The organism is Terriglobus aquaticus, assembly GCF_025685415.1.
GTDB lineage: Bacteria > Acidobacteriota > Terriglobia > Terriglobales > Acidobacteriaceae > Terriglobus > Terriglobus aquaticus.
This window is the reverse complement of record NZ_JAGSYB010000001.1, coordinates 4,022,453-4,039,623: the sequence shown is the minus strand read 5'-3', so window position 1 is coordinate 4,039,623 and position 17,171 is coordinate 4,022,453. Positions and strand designations below refer to the sequence as shown.

General features: G+C 63.6%; 18 protein-coding genes. 6 read left to right on the top strand and 12 right to left on the bottom strand.

Annotation, left to right across the window (positions count from 1 at the left end):
* Positions 1–47: 47 nt before the first annotated feature.
* Both OHL12_RS16760 and OHL12_RS16755 read right to left on the bottom strand, forming a co-directional pair.
* Positions 48–1,286 (bottom strand): serine hydrolase domain-containing protein, encoded by a 1,239-nt coding sequence (locus OHL12_RS16760; protein WP_263414960.1) that lies wholly within the window; start codon positions 1,284–1,286, stop codon positions 48–50.
* Positions 1,286–3,778 (bottom strand): family 16 glycosylhydrolase, encoded by a 2,493-nt coding sequence (locus tag OHL12_RS16755; RefSeq protein ID WP_263414959.1) that lies wholly within the window; start codon positions 3,776–3,778, stop codon positions 1,286–1,288. Before OHL12_RS16755 ends, OHL12_RS16760 begins: the two co-directional genes overlap by 1 nt.
* A gap of 251 nt (positions 3,779–4,029) precedes the next feature.
* Here OHL12_RS16755 and OHL12_RS16750 point away from each other — a divergent pair, with 251 nt between their 5' ends.
* On the top strand, positions 4,030–4,308 hold the full coding sequence (locus tag OHL12_RS16750) for a hypothetical protein (protein WP_263414958.1): 279 nt from the start codon (positions 4,030–4,032) through the stop codon (positions 4,306–4,308).
* Between the two features lie 80 nt (positions 4,309–4,388).
* Here the strand turns inward: OHL12_RS16750 and OHL12_RS16745 are convergent, their stop codons facing one another.
* Positions 4,389–4,763, bottom strand: a complete 375-nt coding sequence (locus OHL12_RS16745) for a DUF2256 and DUF3253 domain-containing protein (RefSeq protein WP_263414957.1) — start codon at positions 4,761–4,763, stop codon at positions 4,389–4,391.
* A gap of 82 nt (positions 4,764–4,845) precedes the next feature.
* Between OHL12_RS16745 and tyrS the strand changes: the two genes are divergently transcribed.
* Positions 4,846–6,087 carry a tyrosine--tRNA ligase gene (tyrS, locus tag OHL12_RS16740; RefSeq protein WP_263414956.1) on the top strand — a complete coding sequence of 414 codons (1,242 nt, stop codon included), beginning with the start codon at positions 4,846–4,848 and terminating at the stop codon, positions 6,085–6,087.
* 129 nt (positions 6,088–6,216) lie between these two features.
* Here tyrS and OHL12_RS16735 read toward each other — a convergent pair whose 3' ends face one another.
* The gene (locus OHL12_RS16735) at positions 6,217–7,149 is read right to left on the bottom strand and encodes an MBL fold metallo-hydrolase (RefSeq protein ID WP_263414955.1); all 933 of its coding nucleotides are present in this window, start codon (positions 7,147–7,149) and stop codon (positions 6,217–6,219) included.
* 29 nt (positions 7,150–7,178) lie between these two features.
* Positions 7,179–7,376 carry a 30S ribosomal protein S21 gene (gene rpsU, locus OHL12_RS16730; protein WP_041592738.1) on the bottom strand — a complete coding sequence of 66 codons (198 nt, stop codon included), beginning with the start codon at positions 7,374–7,376 and terminating at the stop codon, positions 7,179–7,181.
* Positions 7,377–7,529: 153 nt separating this feature from the next.
* On the opposite strand from rpsU, the gene OHL12_RS16725 reads away from it, so the two are divergent.
* From OHL12_RS16725 to OHL12_RS16710, 4 genes are all read left to right on the top strand, one after another.
* Positions 7,530–8,132 carry an RNA polymerase sigma factor gene (locus OHL12_RS16725; RefSeq protein WP_263414954.1) on the top strand — a complete coding sequence of 201 codons (603 nt, stop codon included), beginning with the start codon at positions 7,530–7,532 and terminating at the stop codon, positions 8,130–8,132.
* Entirely contained in the window at positions 8,129–8,935 is an 807-nt protein-coding gene (locus OHL12_RS16720) for a hypothetical protein (protein WP_263414953.1), read from the top strand. The genes OHL12_RS16725 and OHL12_RS16720 overlap by 4 nt, the downstream gene beginning before the upstream one ends.
* On the top strand, positions 8,932–10,020 hold the full coding sequence (locus tag OHL12_RS16715) for a HEAT repeat domain-containing protein (RefSeq protein ID WP_263414952.1): 1,089 nt from the start codon (positions 8,932–8,934) through the stop codon (positions 10,018–10,020). Before OHL12_RS16720 ends, OHL12_RS16715 begins: the two co-directional genes overlap by 4 nt.
* Before the next feature lie 147 nt (positions 10,021–10,167).
* Complete coding sequence (locus OHL12_RS16710) at positions 10,168–11,184, top strand: HEAT repeat domain-containing protein (protein ID WP_263414951.1); 1,017 nt, start codon at positions 10,168–10,170, stop codon at positions 11,182–11,184.
* Between the two features lie 81 nt (positions 11,185–11,265).
* Here the strand turns inward: OHL12_RS16710 and OHL12_RS16705 are convergent, their stop codons facing one another.
* The 7 genes from OHL12_RS16705 to OHL12_RS16670 form a co-directional block, all read right to left on the bottom strand.
* Entirely contained in the window at positions 11,266–11,571 is a 306-nt protein-coding gene (locus tag OHL12_RS16705) for a hypothetical protein (protein ID WP_263414950.1), read from the bottom strand.
* Between the two features lie 395 nt (positions 11,572–11,966).
* Entirely contained in the window at positions 11,967–12,668 is a 702-nt protein-coding gene (locus OHL12_RS16700; RefSeq protein ID WP_263414949.1) for a ribonuclease HI family protein, read from the bottom strand.
* 83 nt (positions 12,669–12,751) lie between these two features.
* Positions 12,752–13,027 (bottom strand): helix-turn-helix domain-containing protein, encoded by a 276-nt coding sequence (locus OHL12_RS16695; protein ID WP_263414948.1) that lies wholly within the window; start codon positions 13,025–13,027, stop codon positions 12,752–12,754.
* A 215-nt stretch (positions 13,028–13,242) separates the two neighbouring features.
* Positions 13,243–14,535, bottom strand: coding sequence for a peptidylprolyl isomerase (locus tag OHL12_RS17345; protein WP_317889831.1), 1,293 nt, complete (start codon positions 14,533–14,535; stop codon positions 13,243–13,245).
* 83 nt (positions 14,536–14,618) lie between these two features.
* Entirely contained in the window at positions 14,619–15,146 is a 528-nt protein-coding gene (locus OHL12_RS16680) for a DinB family protein (RefSeq protein WP_263414947.1), read from the bottom strand.
* Positions 15,147–15,208: 62 nt separating this feature from the next.
* On the bottom strand, positions 15,209–15,997 hold the full coding sequence (gene xth / locus OHL12_RS16675) for an exodeoxyribonuclease III (protein WP_263414946.1): 789 nt from the start codon (positions 15,995–15,997) through the stop codon (positions 15,209–15,211).
* A 39-nt stretch (positions 15,998–16,036) separates the two neighbouring features.
* Positions 16,037–17,170 (bottom strand): glycoside hydrolase family 18 protein, encoded by a 1,134-nt coding sequence (locus OHL12_RS16670; RefSeq protein WP_263414945.1) that lies wholly within the window; start codon positions 17,168–17,170, stop codon positions 16,037–16,039.
* Position 17,171: the final 1 nt, after the last annotated feature.

Genomic DNA, 17,171 nt, shown 5'->3' with positions numbered 1-17,171 from the left:
CGGCACCGGCCAGTTCCGATGCCATCACCACCGTTCTTCCACACCCGCTACGACCCCGACGCCCTTGCCCGGGCAATCGCCTCTGGGGTGTAACCCTCCCACTCCCACGGCGTCTCCGTGTCGCCCAGAATCTGCTCCAGCAGCGGTCGAAACGCAAGCTCGCCGTTGTCGCTGTTGGTCAGGATGACCATGCAGTCGCCGCTGCGGCGGAAGCAGATCAGGTAGTTCTGCGCTCCGTCTCCATGGCCTTCCTTGAAGAACGCCGGACCGTACCTGGTCCGCGTCAGCAGGCCCCAGCCCATGCCGTATGCCAGCCCCACGCGCTTCGCCTCATCTCCTTCAGCCGCATCACCCGCGACCGGAAACTCATGCACGCTTGTAATTCGCAGGTACGGTGTGAACATCCGATCGGCCGTCTTGCGCGACACGATGCGCCCCGCCAGCAGCGCTTCCAGGAACTTGCCCATGTCCACCGCGCTGGTACTCATATTCCCCGACGCTCTGGCCGGGAAACGCTGCGTTCGCGCATGGAACTTCTCGTCCTTGTCGAACCGGTCTGCCTGGTTCTCCGAGAAGCGCTTTTGCCAGATCTCACTCGTCTGGGACATGCCCAGCGGGCCAAAGATTGCCTCCTGCATCAGCACGTCCAAGGGCTTGCCCTGCTGCTGTTCCACCAGGAACTGCACCACATTCATGCCGTCTCCCGAGTAGCGAAATTCGGTTCCCGGCTTCGAGTGCAAATGCAGCTTCTTGTCCTGCTCGGTAAACAGCATCAGGTTGCTGAAGCCTCCCGCGTGCGCCAGCAGCATCCGCGAAGTCACCCGCTGCCATTGCGGATCCTTCACCAACTCCGAAGCACTCTCGCGATACGCCTCGTACTCGTTCAGCGGCTTCGGCAACTGCTTGGCCACAGGCACATCCAGCTCAAGCTTCTTCTGCTCAGCCAGCTGCATCACGTACGTCGCGAACACACTCTTCGTGATCGATCCGGCCCACGTGTTCGTCTCCGGAGTCATCGGCTGGTTCACATCCCCGGCCACCGTTGCATCGGCTCTGTGACGCAGTCCATGCGCGTACGTCCACACCACCTTGCCACCGTTCAGCACGGCAATCTCCGCGCCGGTTACATGGTTCGCGTCCAGCTCACGATCCGCAACCCGCTGCGCCTCCGCTGCAGAAAGCGTCGTTCCATCCAGACGATGCAGCACCTGCGCGTCTGCAGCAGCCGCACTCAGCATCGCTCCTGCAGCCAGCGCGCCCAGACCACAGCGCAACGCCGCGCGCATCACTGCTTCTCCCACACACGAACCCAGTCCACCTGCATGGTTGTCGGCAGCTTCGTTGTCTCATCCGGATTGCCCGGCCACTGCCCACCCACTGCCAGATTCAAAATCACAAAGAACGGGTGATCGAAGACCCACTTCTGACCGCTCGGCACATCGGCCGGCGTCTCCGTCCCGTACAGCGTTCCGTCCACGTAGAACCGCATCGCCGTCGGCTCCCACTCCACTGCAAACACGTGCCAGTCATCCCAGAACGCCTTCCCTTTCGGCAGATTGAACGGCACCCCCAACTGGCTGTCCGCGCCGTACCCTGGCCCGTGCAACGTGCCGTGAACCGTGCCGGCTTCCCGGCCAATTTGCTCCATGATGTCGATCTCGCCGATGCCCGGCCAGTCCTTGAACTCCGCCGTCGGCTCGCCCAGCATCCAGAACGCCGGCCACACACCCTGCCCGCCGTCCGGTAGCTTCATGCGCGCCTCCACGCGGCCATACTTCTGGCTGAACTTGCCCTGCGTGTTCACGCGCGCCGACGTGTACGGCTTCGCAATCCCATCCTTGCCCGTGAAGTCCTCGCGCCGAGCCGTAATCTCCAGGTTGCCGCCGCGCTGCACCACGTTGTTCACGCGGCCGGTATAGGTCTCCAGCTCCTTGTTGCCCCAGCCATTGCCACCCTCCTCCACGTTCCACTCCTTCGTGTCGATCGGGGTTCCATCCGGCGCATTGAACTCGTCGCTCCACACCATCTTCCACCTGGCAGTCGAAGGCTCCTTACCCGCCGCATCGCCCGGGTCCTGCATGACGCGCAGGTAGAAATCCTTCGTGTCCACCGCAAACGTCGCACGATTGCCCGGCATCATCTGCCACTCGCCCACCTTGGGCTGCACCGTCGTCCAGTGCGCCGGGTCCCCGACCCGCACCGGCAGGTTGAAACCCGCCTCCGGCGTGTCCCATCGGTAGTCCACGGTGCCCGTCGCACCATCCACGCCATCGTGGTAACGCAACTGCAGCACCGGCAGCGACACATACTTCAGGTAGGCGTTGAACACCGGCGTGTAGTCCTTGCCAAGCTGCTGGTTCATGTATGCCACCAGTTCCTCGGTCAGGATGTTCTTGTACGCAAAGTGCGTCGCCACGTTGTGCATCGTGGCCCACCACTTCGCGTCGTCGTTCACCGCACTGCGCAAGGTGTTCAGCAGCAGCCCGCCCTTAAAGTACTGATCACGCGAAGGGTCATGGTTCTCGCCGCGCGGCTGCAGCACCGGCTTGTCGAAATACACCTTGCTCTTCATGCCGTTGATGTATTTCACCGCATCGTCGTGCCCATACATCGCCTCCACGTACACGTCTTCCATGTACGTGCAGAATCCCTCCTGAATCCACATGTCCGCCGGATCGGCCGCGCTCACGCTGTTGCCAAACCACTCGTGCCCGCTCTCGTGAATGATGATGAAGTCGAAGCGGTTGTTGATCCCCGTTCCCAGCCAATCGCGCTTCGCGTATCCGTTCTGAAAGGAATTCCCATACGCGACGGCACTCTGGTGTTCCATGCCGGCATACGGAATCTCCACCAGCTTGTATCCATCACGCACAAACGGGTACGGCCCAAAGTACTTCTCAAATACGTTCAGCATCGGGCCGGCCTGCGCAAATTGCGTGTGCGCCTTCTCCAGGTTCTCCGGCTGCACATAGAAGTCCATGTCCACGTTGCCGTACTGCGACACCAGCTTGTCGCTCCAGTGCGCATACGTGGCTATGTTCAGACTCACGTCATAGTTGTTGATCGGGTAGGTCACGCGCCAGTCCCACCGCGTGTAGCCATTTCCCAGGTCCTTCGACCCCAGCAGCCTTCCATTGCTCACCGCGGTCAGCCCGTTCGGCACCGCCACGTGCATGTCCACGCCTTCCTGCGGTTCGTCGCGCCACTGGTCCTTGTTCGGCCACCAGATGCTCGCGCCGTCATCCTCGCAGCTCGTATAAATCCACGGCCGACCCTGCGGATCGCTGCCGTACACCATGCCGCCAAAGCGCCCCACCGCTTTCGGAGCGCCGGACCACGCAACCGTCACCTCATACGTCTTGCCGCGCTTCAGCGCCTTCGCAAAGTCCACGAAGAACGGCGTGCCCGCACGCTCATACTTCAGGTCTTTGCCGCCCATGCGCACGCTATCGATCTGGAGCGTCGGCGTCAGGTCCAACTGGATGCGCGACCCATCCTGCAGCATCTTGAACCGCACCGCGACCGTGCCCTTGATCGTCTTCGCTACCGGATCGACACGCACGTCCAGCGTGTAGTGCAGCAGGTCGTTGTTCGCCCGCTCCGGCCCATATGCTCCGCGCATCAGGTTCGACGCCGGTGGCTCCGCACTCTTAGGCGTGCTCGCGACCGCTTGCCCGCTCGCCGTCGCGGCCGGCGTGGATTGAGCCATCAACACGCCGCTGGCAGGGATCAAGAGGGCAGAACAGAACAGGGCGCGCAAAGCCGATCGCAAACACATGCGACCAGCTTATGCGCGCCTCGTCCCTGCCGCGAACTTACTTGCGCTGCCCGCTCAACTTCGACGCCGCCGCAGCCTTCTGATCGCCCTTCTTCTCGGCGGCAGTCTGGTGTGGCTTGGGCTCGCAGCTTCCCTTTTCGCCTTGCTTCTTACCCGGCGTCGGCTGGTACCCAGGCCAACACGCATTCGCTGCGCTCGACTTCTTCCCGCTCGAATCCTTCTTCGCACTCTTCTTGCCCGGTGTCTTCCGCGTGTCCGCCCCGGTAATGTGTCTGCGGCTGGCCGCTACCTTAGTGTTCGCAGACTTCGTCGCGCGCCGTACTGATGGCGGTGCGCTCTTCTTCGCCGAAGTTTTCTTGGCGGCACTCTTCTTGGCCGGCGCCTTCTTCGCGCTCGTCTTCTTCGCGCCCGTGCTCTTCTTTGCCGAGGTGCTCTTCGTCGTTGCCTTCGACGCCGAGCTCTTCGAAGCGCTCTTCTTCGCGCCCGACTTCTTCGTTGCGGACTTCTTCGCAGTTGCCATCTCCGCTTAGAGCCGCAACCCGCGCCGCGCGTTATCCCGCAACGGCCTCCCGCTTAATCGCACGCAACACACAGCCCTCACCTTTCAGGCTCACGCCAAACGAATCCGGATCGCACCCTTAGCCGTGGACGGATCGACCACCACCCCGCCCTGCGTAATCACCACCTTGCCCGCAACCACCAGCCGCCGCGCCGCCGCACGCGCAGGCTCCATCAGCGGCTCCCACGCGGCGCGCTCATCGTCTCCCGCCACCGCACGCGCCACCTCGCTGGGACAGATCGTCTTGGCCGACCCACGCTCCTTCAGCAACCGCAGAATCGTCTCTTCCAGCGCCGCCTCCCGCGCACCCGGCTTGTGCTTCCGGCAACCATCGCTGCAATACCGCACGTTCTCCCAGTCGCGCTCCCACTTCTTGCGCCACTCGATCGTGCGCCCACACGTTACGCACGTCTTCGCCACCGGCACACCCACCCTCTTCGCCTCACCCCTCATCACTGCCACCCTGACCCCTACACCCTGAGCCCTCTTCCCTATACTTAGAAGCGACATGCCGACCTTCCCGCCGCTCGCTGAACAGTTCGACCTCATCACCAAAGGCGTCGCCGAAATCATTCCCGCCGACGACCTCACCAGGCGCATCGAGCAATCCCTCGCCAGCGGCAAACCCATGCGCATCAAGGCCGGCTTCGACCCAACAGCGCCCGACCTCCACCTGGGCCACACCGTGCTCATGCGCAAGCTGCGCCACTTCCAGCAGCTCGGTCACACGGTCATCTTCCTCATCGGCGATTCCACCGCGCTCATCGGTGACCCCACCGGCAAATCGCAAACGCGTAAGCCGCTCACCCGCGAACAGATCCAGGAGAACGCTAAGACCTACCAGGACCAGGTCTTCCGCATCCTTGACCGCGACAAGACCGAAGTCCGTTGGAACTCCGAGTGGCTCGACAAGCTGGGCTTCGCCGATTTCATCAAGCTCACCTCGCAGTTCACCGTCTCGCAAATGCTCGAGCGCGAAGACTTCCACAAGCGCTTCAACGACGAAGAGCCTATCCACCTGCACGAACTGCTCTATCCCATCATGCAGGGCTACGACTCCGTCGCCCTCGAGTGCGACGTCGAGCTCGGCGGCACCGACCAGAAGTTCAACCTGATGCGCGGCCGCGACCTGCAGCGCCACTTCGGCCAGCAGCCACAGATCGTCCTCACCATGCCGATCATTGAGGGCCTGGACGGCGTTCAGAAAATGTCCAAGTCCCTCGGCAACGCCATCGGCGTCTCCGAGCCTCCCTTCGACATGTTCGGCAAACTCATGCAGGTGTCGGACGATCTGATGTGGCGCTACTGGACGCTGCTCACCGACGTCCCGCAATCCGAAATCGACCGCATGCGCGAATCCGTCGCGAACGGCACCCTGCACCCCATGCAGGCCAAGAAAGATCTCGCCCGCACCATCACCACCGGCTTCCACTCCGCCGACGCCGCACAGCGCGCCGAAGAGAACTGGTCCACCCAGTTCCAGAAGGGCGGCGTCAGCGAAGACACCGAACGCGTAACACTCAGCCGCGCCGACGTCGCTTGGAACGACGACAACCAGACCTTCAACATCGACAAGCTCGTCGTCGCCGCAAAGCTCGCTCCCTCCAACGCGGAGGCACGCCGCAAGCGAGCGGAAGGCGCCGTCAAACTCGATGACCAGCCCGCAACCGAGCAACTCATCCCGGCAACGCTACCCATCACCTACACGGTCAAGCTCGGCAAACGCATGAAACTCGTCACGATCGAATAGCGAACTCAACCGCGCCAGCCGCGTACCGCTCCATCTCGGGGGTGCATCCTCTCCATTAGTGTCATCCTGAGCGCAGTGAAGGATCTGCTTTCTTCCGCACCAGCAGGAACACGCGGGAGGCCTTGCAAACTAAGCGGTCGCAGACAACGCAAACCCGCCCTTCTCATCGCGCCTCAACCGCCCCATGCACTGCGCATGATCGTGCGGCAACAGCAGCAACACATCCTCCCGCAGCGCAAAGCCGTAGAAGCGCTCCTTCTCCTCAATCGTGCGCAGCGGATCCAGATCGAACCCCATCACCCACGCCGGCGGCACATGCGCCGCAGTCGGCAACAGGTCGCTCGTGAAGCAGGCCCTCTCGCCGCCGCTCTCCACATGCACCACCAGCATCTGGCGCGTGTGTCCCGGGAAGCATTCCACACTCACACCCGGGCACACCTCTTCACGCTCCCCCGCGCCGGTCACGCGCACCTCGCGCACGCGACCCTCCGCCAGTAGCGGCTCATAGTTCGCCGACACATAACTCACGCGGTCGCGCAGCGTCTGCCTGCGCCCATGCGCAATCTCGCCCGCGTGCATCACGTACGTCGCATTCGGAAAGAAAGCCCGCACCGCCCCGCTTGCATCTTCCACCGTGTTCCATCCACAGTGGTCCCAGTGCAGGTGCGTGTTGATCACAAAATCCACGCTCTCCTGCGTAACGCCCGCAGCCTCCAGGGAAGCCGGTAGCCTCTGCGTCGTCGCATAGATCTCCGCAAACTTCGGCGGCAGCTTGTTGCCAAAACCGGTCTCAATCAGCACCGTGCGGCCGCCCACACGAACCACCACGCAGTTCAGCCCCAGCTCCACGCAGTTGCGTTCATCGGCAGTCACGCGCTTCGACCACATCGTCTTGGGCACCACGCCAAACATCGCCCCGCCGTCGAACCGGCAGGTCCCGTCCGTACACACCGTGATCTCCGACTCGCCCACCCGCGCCCGCCCGCGAATCAGCGCGTCACGACTCTCCGCCACACTCCACTCCACCGCAAACTCCTCAGCAATACAAAAAGGCCACGGCATCGCCGTGGCCTTCTTTCTCTTCAGGGCACTTAGTCCTGTTCCTTACGAACCTTCTTGCGATTCCGCTTGCGCGCTAATGCTTCCTTCACGCGCTTCTTCTCGCCCGGCTTCAGGTAAAAGGAGTGGCGCTTCACTTCCTTGATGATGTCTTCCTGCTGCACCTTGCGCTTAAAGCGGCGCAACGCATTCTCAAGGGGCTCGCCTTCCTGCAAACGTACCTCTGCCAACCGAATACACCTCGCCTTCGGGCCACCCGGGCCAGCGTCGATTCTACACGAACCCCGAGCCTAACGGCCTCGCTGCTCCCTGCCACGCTGACCCGCTGACTCCCTGAAAAAACTTTCCTAACCGCGCCGCAATCCCCTTGTCTAATCGCTCGCATGCCCCAAAGCACGGCCACGGACGAAGCCGAAGCGATCCGCCGCACCCTTCGCGGCGACCCTGACAGCTTTCGCCCACTCATGCAGCAGCACTACCCGGTCGCCTACCGGCTCGCCTTTCGCATCACCGGCAACGCCGAGGACGCAGAAGAAGCCGCGCAGGAAGCCTTCTTTCGCGCCTATCGCAAACTCGACACCTTTCAGCTCAACAGCAGCTTTTCCACCTGGGTCAACCGCATCGCCATGAATACCGCCCTCAATCTCGTCGAACGCCGCTCCCGCGATGCCTCGCACGCCGCGCACCGCCTGGACGCCGAGCCCACCCGCGACGGCACACCGGCCCTCCAGCTCCGAGACCGCTCGGCCGGCCCCGAACAGACCCTGCTCGCCGCCGAAACCGCACACCTGCGCGAAGCCGCCATGAACTCCCTCACGCCCATGGAGCGCACCGCCTTCACCCTGCGCCACATGGAAGACCTGCCCATCGCCGAGATCGCCGAAGCCCTGCGCGTCCCCAGCAACTCCGCCAAGCAGGCCGTCTTCCGCGCCGTCAGCAAACTTCGCACCGCGCTCGCACCCCTCGCAGGAGGCGCAACCCGATGAACCCCGACCCTCACAGCTCCGCGCCATCCCAGGACGAGCAGCAGCTGATCGCCTTCCACCTCGGCGAGTCCCTCAGCCCCTCCGAAGAGCGCACGCTCCGCACTCGCCTCGAGCACGACGCCGCCTTCGCCGCCCTCTCGGAAGAGATCGCCCAAACCCTTCGCGTCTTCTCCGCCGAACCCGTCCCCGCGCCAGACACTGACGCCGCCTGGCAGCGCCTCCGCTCCACGCTCCCCGTTCTGGACGCGCCCCAGAAGACCCAGTCACCCATCCGCATCTTCAGTCGCACGCTGCTCGGCGCAGTCAGGCCAAGCGCCCCACAGGCACCGCGTTTCGGACGTGGCTGGTTCGCCCCCGCGCTCGCCGGCGCACTCGCTCTGCTCGTCCTGACCATCGGCCTCTTCGTGCACCGTCGCCACACCGTGCCCACGGTCGACGACGCCGGCGTCGTCCACCTGCGCCCGCCGCAAACCAGCACCTCCGCCGCCGAGGCCCAGCACCTCGACCGCGCCGAGCGCTGGCTCACCGTCGTCAACCACACCACCTCGCCGCTCGACCCCACCACCCGCGCCGAAGGGGAACAGCTCCTCACCGAAAACGCGCTCTACCTGCAGGACGCCCGTGCCCGCGGCGACCTGCCCGGAGCAGCCGTACTCGATCACCTGGGCCGCGTGCTCACCACCAGCAACCACCCCAGCGAAGGCGGCCTCCAGCTCCGCCTCGACATGAACACCGACGGCCTCCTCTTCCAGATCCGCATTCTGCGCCAGAACCAGACCGCACCCACCGGAGACATCCAATGACCCGCCACCGCTTCGCCACCCTCACCCTCGCCTTCAGCGTTCTCGTCTCCGCACCCACCGCCGCGTACGCCGCCTGCCAGGATTTCGGTTCTGCCGGAACGCCGGACCGCAGCCAGATCATCGTCCTGGCAAATGCGTTCGTCGCGGATCAGGCGTTCGCCTTTGGCGGCCCGGCCGCCAGCACCGCAGACGACTACACGCAGGGCACCCAGGCACTCGACCAGCAGCGCTGGCAGGACGCCATCACCGCCTTCGACAAAGTCGCCAAGGCGCACGACAAGCGCGCCGACGCCGCCCTCTACTGGAAGGCCTACGCCCTCAACAAGCTCAACCGCCCGAACCTCGTCACCGCCACCTGCAACCAGCTTCGCGGCACCTACCCGCGCAGCACCTGGAACCACGACTGCACCAGCCTCTTCGCCGCCGCAGCCGACCCCGGCATCTACGCCGGCGGCACCAAAGGCAAGTGCATCAACTGCATTCACCCGCAGTCCCCCACCGAGCAGAATGGTGTCCTCCACGACGAAGACGGCACCCCAATCGCCATCACCAACCGCATGCACCCTCTGGGCCCTCTCAGCGTCCACGTCGGCGGCTCTTCCTCCGACGCTGCAGGCTCCGACGCCGACCTCAAAATGCTCGCGCTCAACTCCGTCCTGCAGCGCGACCCAGGCCAGGCGCTTCCGGTCATCCGCACCATCCTCACCGGCAACGGCTCGCCGCAACTTAAGCAGCGCGCCCTCAGCACCCTCGCCATGAGCCAGTCGCCCGACGCGCAGTCGCTCTTCCGCGACGTCGCCACCGGCAAGGTTGCCACCACCGAGCAGCGCCAAGCTATCCAGATGCTCGGCGCCTTCCAGGGCAAGCGAGCCGGCGACACCCTCGCCGACATCTACCGCAACAGTTCCGACCACAACCTCAAGCGCGCCGCCCTCAGTGGCCTCTTCGTCGCCGGCGACGCACCCCGCATGGTCGATCTCGCCCGCAACGAAAAAGACCTGCAACTCAAGCACGACATTGTCGCCCAGCTCGCCCTCATGCACGACAAAGCCGCCACCGACTACATGCTCGAACTCCTCAAGTAGCAAACTCCTGTGCCCCATCCCTCGCGCGCTCTTGCGCGAAGGGTAGCGGCAAACCCGGCCCAATCGCCCGCGTAAACCTCGCTCTCCTGCCACCGGTTCGCGGGAAAGCTGGCCTGCGCCCAAGACCACCAACCCGGAAAGGACTCCATGCGCCGCCTCCTCCTCTTCGCCGCCCTCGCCCTCCCCATCGCCGCGCAACAGCCGCAACTGCAGAACGGCACACTCACCACCGCTTCCGCCATGGACCCGCAAACCGAACTGACCCACCTCCAATCCGGGAACACCACCGCCTGGCTCGCCTATACCGTCCCCACGACTCACCGCATCGAGGACTACAGCAACGACACCACCTACCTGGAAGGCGAGCACTACGACCACGACAGCGATCGCAGGTCCACCTCAACCTCCTCCGACCGCGTTCTCATCCTGCTTCGCGTCGCCGATCACACCCTCAGCAACGTCCGCATCGCCAACCCCAACCGCAAGCTCGACGCCGGCGGCACGAGGGTCATCTACCTGCCCGCGGTTGACCCCGCGCACAGCATCGCCATGCTCCAGTCCCTTGCCGAGCGCGCCAATAGCGACCGCCTCCGCGACGGCGCGATCCTCGCCGTCAGCGTCCACCAGTCGCCCGCAACCGTACCAGCCCTCACCGCGCTTGCTGCGCCCAGCCACGATCTCGCCCTGCGCGAGAAAGCCGCCTTCTGGCTCAGCACCCAGCACGGCCCCGAAGCCCTGCCCATCCTCGACCGCTTCGCGCGCGACGACAAGGATGACCGCTTCCGCGAGAAGCTCACCTTCGATCTAACGCTCGTGCACCAGCCCGCCGCCGCACAGACCCTCATCCACATGGCCCACCAGGACCCCGCGCCGCAAGTCCGCAAGCAGGCCCAGTTCTGGATGGCGCAGATCGCAACCCGCATCGGCACAAAGAATGTCGCGGACGATCTGGGCAACACCGCCGACAACGACCCGGACAGCAGCATTCGCAAATCCGCCGTCTTCAGCCTTACTCAGCTACCCAATGGCGAGGGCACACCCAAGCTCATCCAACTCGCACAGACCAGCAAAGATCCCGCCGTGCGCAAGCAGGCTGTCTTCTGGCTCGGCCAGTCCAGCGACCCGCGCGCGCTCGACTACCTCACCAAACTCATCCAGCAATAGGGCCCACATTCGCCCGGCAATTCTCAGGAAAGGCGAACGGCGTGGACTTAGCCCACGCCGTTCGCAGCTTCGCGCTATGGGCTAGAGGCCGCCCGTGCTGGCCTGCTTCTCCGCAAGCGGCCCAACCACCGGCAGCACCCACTTCTGTCCCTGTGCCGCACGGATCAGCAACACGATCCAAAGAATCAGAAACAGCAGCGAGAGTGCCAGATTCACCAGCAACGCCACAAAGACGAACAGGCCATGCGACACCAGGGTCAGCACCCCGCTCACCAGTCCCCACGCACCCCAGAACACGATCACAGCAACGTTCAGGAAGATCGACTGGAACGCATGAAAGCGGACCGTCGGGTTGCGCTTGTACGGCTCCAGGATCAGGAAAATCACGCCAGTGATAAGCCCCAGCACATAGCAAAGCGCCGAAGCCGAGTTGACTGACAGTCCCGGCTGGCCCGCTGGCGGCGGAGGTGGAACATAACCAGCCGGCGGCTGCGTGTACCCGGGCTGCGAATATCCAGGCTGCTGTGAGTATCCGGGATCGCCCGGCGGCGGGTATCCACCAGGAGTCGCAAAGAAAACTCCGGTTGCAGAGGCCGGGCCACCGGCACAAACAAGCGAGGGAAGAGTACAGGGCAGAACTTCTGGAAGAAGAGAAAAACGGTCGGGCAAGCTGAAACGCATCGAATACCCCTTACATACGCAAAGTGGTTTGCTCACAGCACACAACTGACTTGGATTGCGCTGTGATTCTACTTCCACTTCGTCCGTATGCAACCGGTTTCTTACTCAGCAATCACCTTCACAAACGATCCGTTCGGCAGTGTCTTCCCACCCAGCAGGTGCACCACGCCGTCCTTCACAAAACCCCGCAGCATCTCTCGCTCACCAGATCGTGGCGCGGCGTTCGACGAACCGCGCTCCGGCCCTCCCGGCTCAATTCCGCGTCCCTGCGCCGGGACCGCATCGCCTGCCCTGGGCCTCACCTCAGCGTCGCCCCTGCCGGGCGCAACAGCCTGCGGAGCCCGCCCCATCCCGCGGTCCATGGCCTCATTCGCCAGGCGGTCTGCGTCCTTGTTCTTGTGCCGCAACGCGTGTGTGATCTGAAAACTGTCCAGCTTCGCAATCCGCCGCCGGGCCTCTTCAAACAGAGGCCGCAGGTCTGGGCTGTTCACCTTGTACCGGCCCTGCACCTGCTTCACCATCAGCTCGGAATCGCTCACCACGCGAAGGTGGTTCACGCCATGGTCCAGCGACCACTGCAGCACGCCCAAGAGGCCGCTGTACTCCGCGTAGTTGTTGGTGCGCTTGCCGAGGTACTCCGACAGTTCGGCCAGCTTGGCCCCGGCCTCGTCGGTGATCACCGCGCCATAGCCAGCCGGTCCCGGATTTCCCCGGGCTCCACCATCGCAGTGCGCCAGTGCCGTTTTACCGCCCGCGCCTTGCTTCGGCGCGCGTCCCTCTTCAAACAGTGCCCGTGTTCCCATGCACCATCATTATGGCCGCACGCGCGTCCGGGGCACACGGCCCCGTACCGGCGATCGCACCGCCACTTGGCTCAGCTTGTTTGTTAGAGGTCGCGCAGGAGGTCCGAAAGGCTCATCTTGAAGCCCTTCGCGACCGCATCCAGGAAGTTCAGGCTCATGCCCTTGCGTCCGCGTTCCACGTCGCTCAGGAAGCTGCGATCAATGCCCAGGTACGCCGCCAATTGCACCTGGGTCATGTTGCTGGATCGGCGCAAAAAGCGCAGGCGCTCTCCGAACCTGGCATTTACCGGTTGAACCCGAGGCGCGGCAACAGGCGTGCTGTCCGGCACTGCCCGAGTGGAGGTATTCCGAGTAAGCATCAGTACCTGACAAAAAAGGGGGATTTCTTTACAGGCCCCAGGCCCATCGTCTTGCGCGATGCTGCGAGGGATATCCAACTGTAGCTCTGTGATGTGTCAACTGACACAGGCGTCTATGAAAATTCCGCCTTTTGACGTCAAATTGCGTGCCAGCACCCGCATTTTCGAAGTTTTTCGCCGAACTTTTTACCCCGACACACAATTCCACTTTCGTGTTAGTCCACTCCTTCTACCGTCACCTTCACGATCCGCACCGGCTTCAGCGCGTGGTCGTCCGCATTCCTCGGCACCCGCGCGATTCCCTCCACCACCTTCACCGACGCCTCGTCGCACTGCCCAAAGATCGTGTAGTTCCCGTCCAGCCGCCGGATCGGGTGCTCCGTGATGAAGAACTCGCTCTCGTTCGTGTCCGGCCCGCCGTTCGCGTAAGCTAGCCGCCCCGGACGGTCAAACGTCAGCCCTGGCACGATCTCATTGCCAAAGTGGAACCCGATCTCTTCACCGCCACTCGGGTCGTCCGGCAGGTCGGCGTTCTGCACCATGAAATCCGGAACCACTCGCCCAAACGTCAGCCCGTCGTAGAAGTGTTTGCCCTTCACCACCTGCTTCGTCTTCGGGTCCGTGAACGGCTTCGCTCCCGTCGCCAGCCCCACAAAGTTTTCCGTAGCAATCGGCGTCTGCGTGAACAGCCGGCACGTGATCGGCCCCGCCGTCGTCGCAACGTGTACGGTGGGCCCGGTTGGCTCCGGCGACGCGATCGGCTCCAGCGGCTTGGTCACCAGCTCCACACCATCCACCTGCGCCAGCGGCACATCCGCCGCAACCGCGGGCAAGGCACCACCCTCCGCAACCACCGCCACCTTGTTCAACACCACAGGCGTTGCCGAATGATTGTCCACGCTCAGCAACTCGTGCGAGATCGCGTCCACCACCTTCACCGACGCCTCATCGCACTGCCCGAAAATCCCCGCCTCAATCTCCGGCGTCCGCTCCTCCGCGTGGTCGAGCACGTAAAATGACCGCCCATCCAGTTGCCCAGCCGTCACGCGCATTGCCAGCCGTCCCGGCCGGTCAAACTTCAGCGTCGCCGACTTCTCCGGCTCCAGCGACGCCACACCCGGCGCGCCCGCGCCCGGCACCACATTGATGCGCCGCCCACCGGCCGCGCCCGTCGCAATGCCATACATGACCGTTGCGTCGTACATGGGCTTGCCGTTGACCGTCGTATTGGTCGCATCCATCCACGGAATGCTGCCCGTGGCCAACCCCGTAAACAGCGCCACCGTCGCCGGCTTCTCCTTCGAATACAGCCGGCACGTCATGCGCCCGCGGTTCGTGTCGAACACCACCGTCGGCCCCGTCGCTTCAGGCCCGGTGGACCGTCCAGCAGAACCTGCCGATGACCCCGCCGCAGGCTTGCTCCGCGCAGCATGCACGCGCCCTCCCTGCGCCACGGCACCAGCGCTCAACAAACCCACACCACAGACCAACACCGCACAACGAAACATGGAGGCAACCATGCCTCCATGTATACCGAATCTCGCTGACCCGCTGACCCGCTGACCCGCTGACCCGCTGACCCGCTGACCCGCTACTTCTCGCTGGTCGGAGGCGCCAGGTTCTTCAACCGCAGATACGTCGACAGCTCCGCGTACTGCTCGTTGTCGTGCGACACATTGCCCCAAGCCATCCCAATGCGCGACCGCACACCCTGCCCCGCCTTCAGCTTCTCCGTCACGTTCTCCGCGGTCAGCGCACCGTAAGCCTTGTCGCACTCCGCAAAGCTCGCCTTCAGCCCTGCCAGCACTGCATCCTTGCCCGCCTCATCGCCCGGCACACTCTTCGGATCGAACGCGCTTCCGTTCAGCGTCGTGCACGTGTGGAACTGCGCCTCCGTCACGTGGTTCACCACCCGCGCAAAGGTGCGGATGTCGGGCGTCGGCTTATACCCATACAGATCCGCCGGCATCTTCTCCGCCGCCTTGATCACGTTCGGCTTCAGCCGCTCATACGCCCCACGCACCTCCGCCGCCGGATCACCCGTCCCCGCGGGCGCCTGCGCCATTGCCACACCACAGCCAAACATCACCACCGCCACAACTCCGCGCACCTTCATCATCCCCTCCATCGAATAGCCCCCTACTCCCTATTGCCTGATGCCTACTCCCTATTTCCGACTGCCTACCCCAACTCCATCACGATCGGCGTGTGATCGCTCGGCTTCTCCATCATCCGCGGAGCCCTATCGATCTCGCACCCCACCAGCCGTCCATGCAGCGCCGGCGACAACAAAAAGTGATCGATGCGAATCCCGCGATTCGTCTCAAACGCGTTGCGAAAGTAATCCCAGTACGTGAACAGCCCGCCCTGGTCCGGGTGCAGCGTGCGGAACGCATCCATCCAACCCATCCCCAGCATCTGCGCATACCGCGCCTTCACCTCCGGCTGAAACAGCGCGTCCTTCGCCCAACTCGCCGGCTTATGGCAATCCATGTCCGTCGGGATCACGTTCATGTCCCCGCCGATCACCGTAGGCGTCGTCTCCGCCAGCCACAGCCGCATCTGCTCAATCAGCCGGTCGGTCCACCGCAGCTTGTACTCAAACTTCTCGGTACCCACCGGGTTCCCGTTCGGCACATACAAACACACCACCCGCAGCGGTCCGCTGCCCGCGCCCAGCGCATCCTCGATCAGCACCTCCAGAAACCGCGCATGACTGTCCTCGTCATCGCCGGCCAGCGTCGTGCTCACCACCTCCAGCGGCTGCTTGCTCAGCACGGCCACGCCGTTGTAGCTCTTCTGCGTCACAGCCGCAGAGTGATAGCCCAGCGCCCGCAACTCCTCCGCCGGAAACTCAAGCCCCTTCAACTCCTGCAGCAGCACCACATCCGGCTGCACCGTCTCCAGCCAACCGCGCAGAATCGGCATCCGCGCCTTGATCGAGTTCACATTCCAACTCGCAATCTTCATAGCGCGATTGAACCACACCACCGCCGCACAGGCACCACCCTACCGCCCACCCATCCCAAAGCCAGCATCGATCGCGTCCAACAGCACATTGCCCGGATCGCCGGTGTACTGCCAGAACATGATGCCGCCCAAACCAAGCTGCTTCACATAAGCGGTACGTACCATGTCCGCTTCTGCATCGTTGTACGTAATGAACGTGTGCGTCGTCGCGTTGTACAGATAGGGCGCAGCCGCGGTGCCATCCCAATACCGCACAAATCCTTGCTGGTTCACCAGCGGCGCAACCTGCCAGAACTCGACCGCGGAGCCTGCGCCATGGATCGGCTGCCACAACCCATGGTTCGCCGGATCCACGCCCTCCCAGCGCCGTCCATAAAACGGCACGCCCACTACAATCTTGCGTGCGGGCACACCAGCCGCCAGGTTCTTGCGGACCGCATCGTCAATCGAAATCTGCTTGGGATCGGCCGCACTCGTGCGCAGCGGAGAGTCGTGCCCCGTGTTCTTTTCCGTCTCGTTGTACCAGTCGTAGCACATCAGGTTCACCGCGCTCAGCCACTGCGACGCCGCCCGCATATCCGTATGATCCAGCCATATCTGCGTCGCCCCAGTAGCCGACGATGTCACCAGCGGCCGTCCCAATCGCTGCTCCATCCCGTCGAACCTCTGCCGCAGTTCCTTCAGCAGCAGCGTGTAGTTCGCACCATCCTCGGGCCGCACCGTCATGCCCTTCACGTGCGTATATCCCGGATACTCCCAATCCACATCCACGCCGTCCAACCCGTACCGCTCCACCATCTCGACAGCAGAATCCACGAAACGGCGCCGTCCCTCCGCGGAGAGCGCCAGTTCCGAAAATCCTGCAGACCCGGCCCCGCCGCCACCGACTGAAATCAACACCTGCAACTGCGGGTTCTGCTTGCGAAGGTTCAGCAACGTCGCCAGGTTCTTCGCGTCCATCTCTCCGGGCGCTGCGATCCTGCCGTCCTTCAGCCGAAAGAACGCGTCGTTGATCCGGGTCATCTTTGTCGCTGCAATGCGGCTCCCATCCAGCAGGTGCCCACGGCTGAAGACGTATCCAACCACTTCGTATCTCGGCCGCGTCGTCGGGGTCTGCGCCAGCATGGCAGCGGGCCACGAAACAAGTGCCAACAGGAACAGAACGCCTCGCATG

Bases quoted from the DNA above. Each gene is read 5' to 3' on its own strand.
- OHL12_RS16735 (WP_263414955.1), bottom strand. From the start codon at position 7,149: ATGCCGTGGCCTTTTTGTATTGCTGAGGAGTTTGCGGTGGAGTGGAGT.
- OHL12_RS17345 (WP_317889831.1), bottom strand. From the start codon at position 14,535: ATGTTTCGTTGTGCGGTGTTGGTCTGTGGTGTGGGTTTGTTGAGCGCT.
- OHL12_RS16670 (WP_263414945.1), bottom strand. From the start codon at position 17,170: ATGCGAGGCGTTCTGTTCCTGTTGGCACTTGTTTCGTGGCCCGCTGCC.
- OHL12_RS16700 (WP_263414949.1), bottom strand. From the start codon at position 12,668: ATGGGAACACGGGCACTGTTTGAAGAGGGACGCGCGCCGAAGCAAGGC.
- OHL12_RS16695 (WP_263414948.1), bottom strand. From the start codon at position 13,027: ATGCTTACTCGGAATACCTCCACTCGGGCAGTGCCGGACAGCACGCCT.
- OHL12_RS16725 (WP_263414954.1), top strand. From the start codon at position 7,530: ATGCCCCAAAGCACGGCCACGGACGAAGCCGAAGCGATCCGCCGCACC.
- OHL12_RS16710 (WP_263414951.1), top strand. From the start codon at position 10,168: ATGCGCCGCCTCCTCCTCTTCGCCGCCCTCGCCCTCCCCATCGCCGCG.
- OHL12_RS16760 (WP_263414960.1), bottom strand. From the start codon at position 1,286: ATGCGCGCGGCGTTGCGCTGTGGTCTGGGCGCGCTGGCTGCAGGAGCG.
- tyrS (WP_263414956.1), top strand. From the start codon at position 4,846: ATGCCGACCTTCCCGCCGCTCGCTGAACAGTTCGACCTCATCACCAAA.
- xth (WP_263414946.1), bottom strand. From the start codon at position 15,997: ATGAAGATTGCGAGTTGGAATGTGAACTCGATCAAGGCGCGGATGCCG.
- OHL12_RS16720 (WP_263414953.1), top strand. From the start codon at position 8,129: ATGAACCCCGACCCTCACAGCTCCGCGCCATCCCAGGACGAGCAGCAG.
- OHL12_RS16755 (WP_263414959.1), bottom strand. From the start codon at position 3,778: ATGTGTTTGCGATCGGCTTTGCGCGCCCTGTTCTGTTCTGCCCTCTTG.
- OHL12_RS16715 (WP_263414952.1), top strand. From the start codon at position 8,932: ATGACCCGCCACCGCTTCGCCACCCTCACCCTCGCCTTCAGCGTTCTC.
- OHL12_RS16680 (WP_263414947.1), bottom strand. From the start codon at position 15,146: ATGATGAAGGTGCGCGGAGTTGTGGCGGTGGTGATGTTTGGCTGTGGT.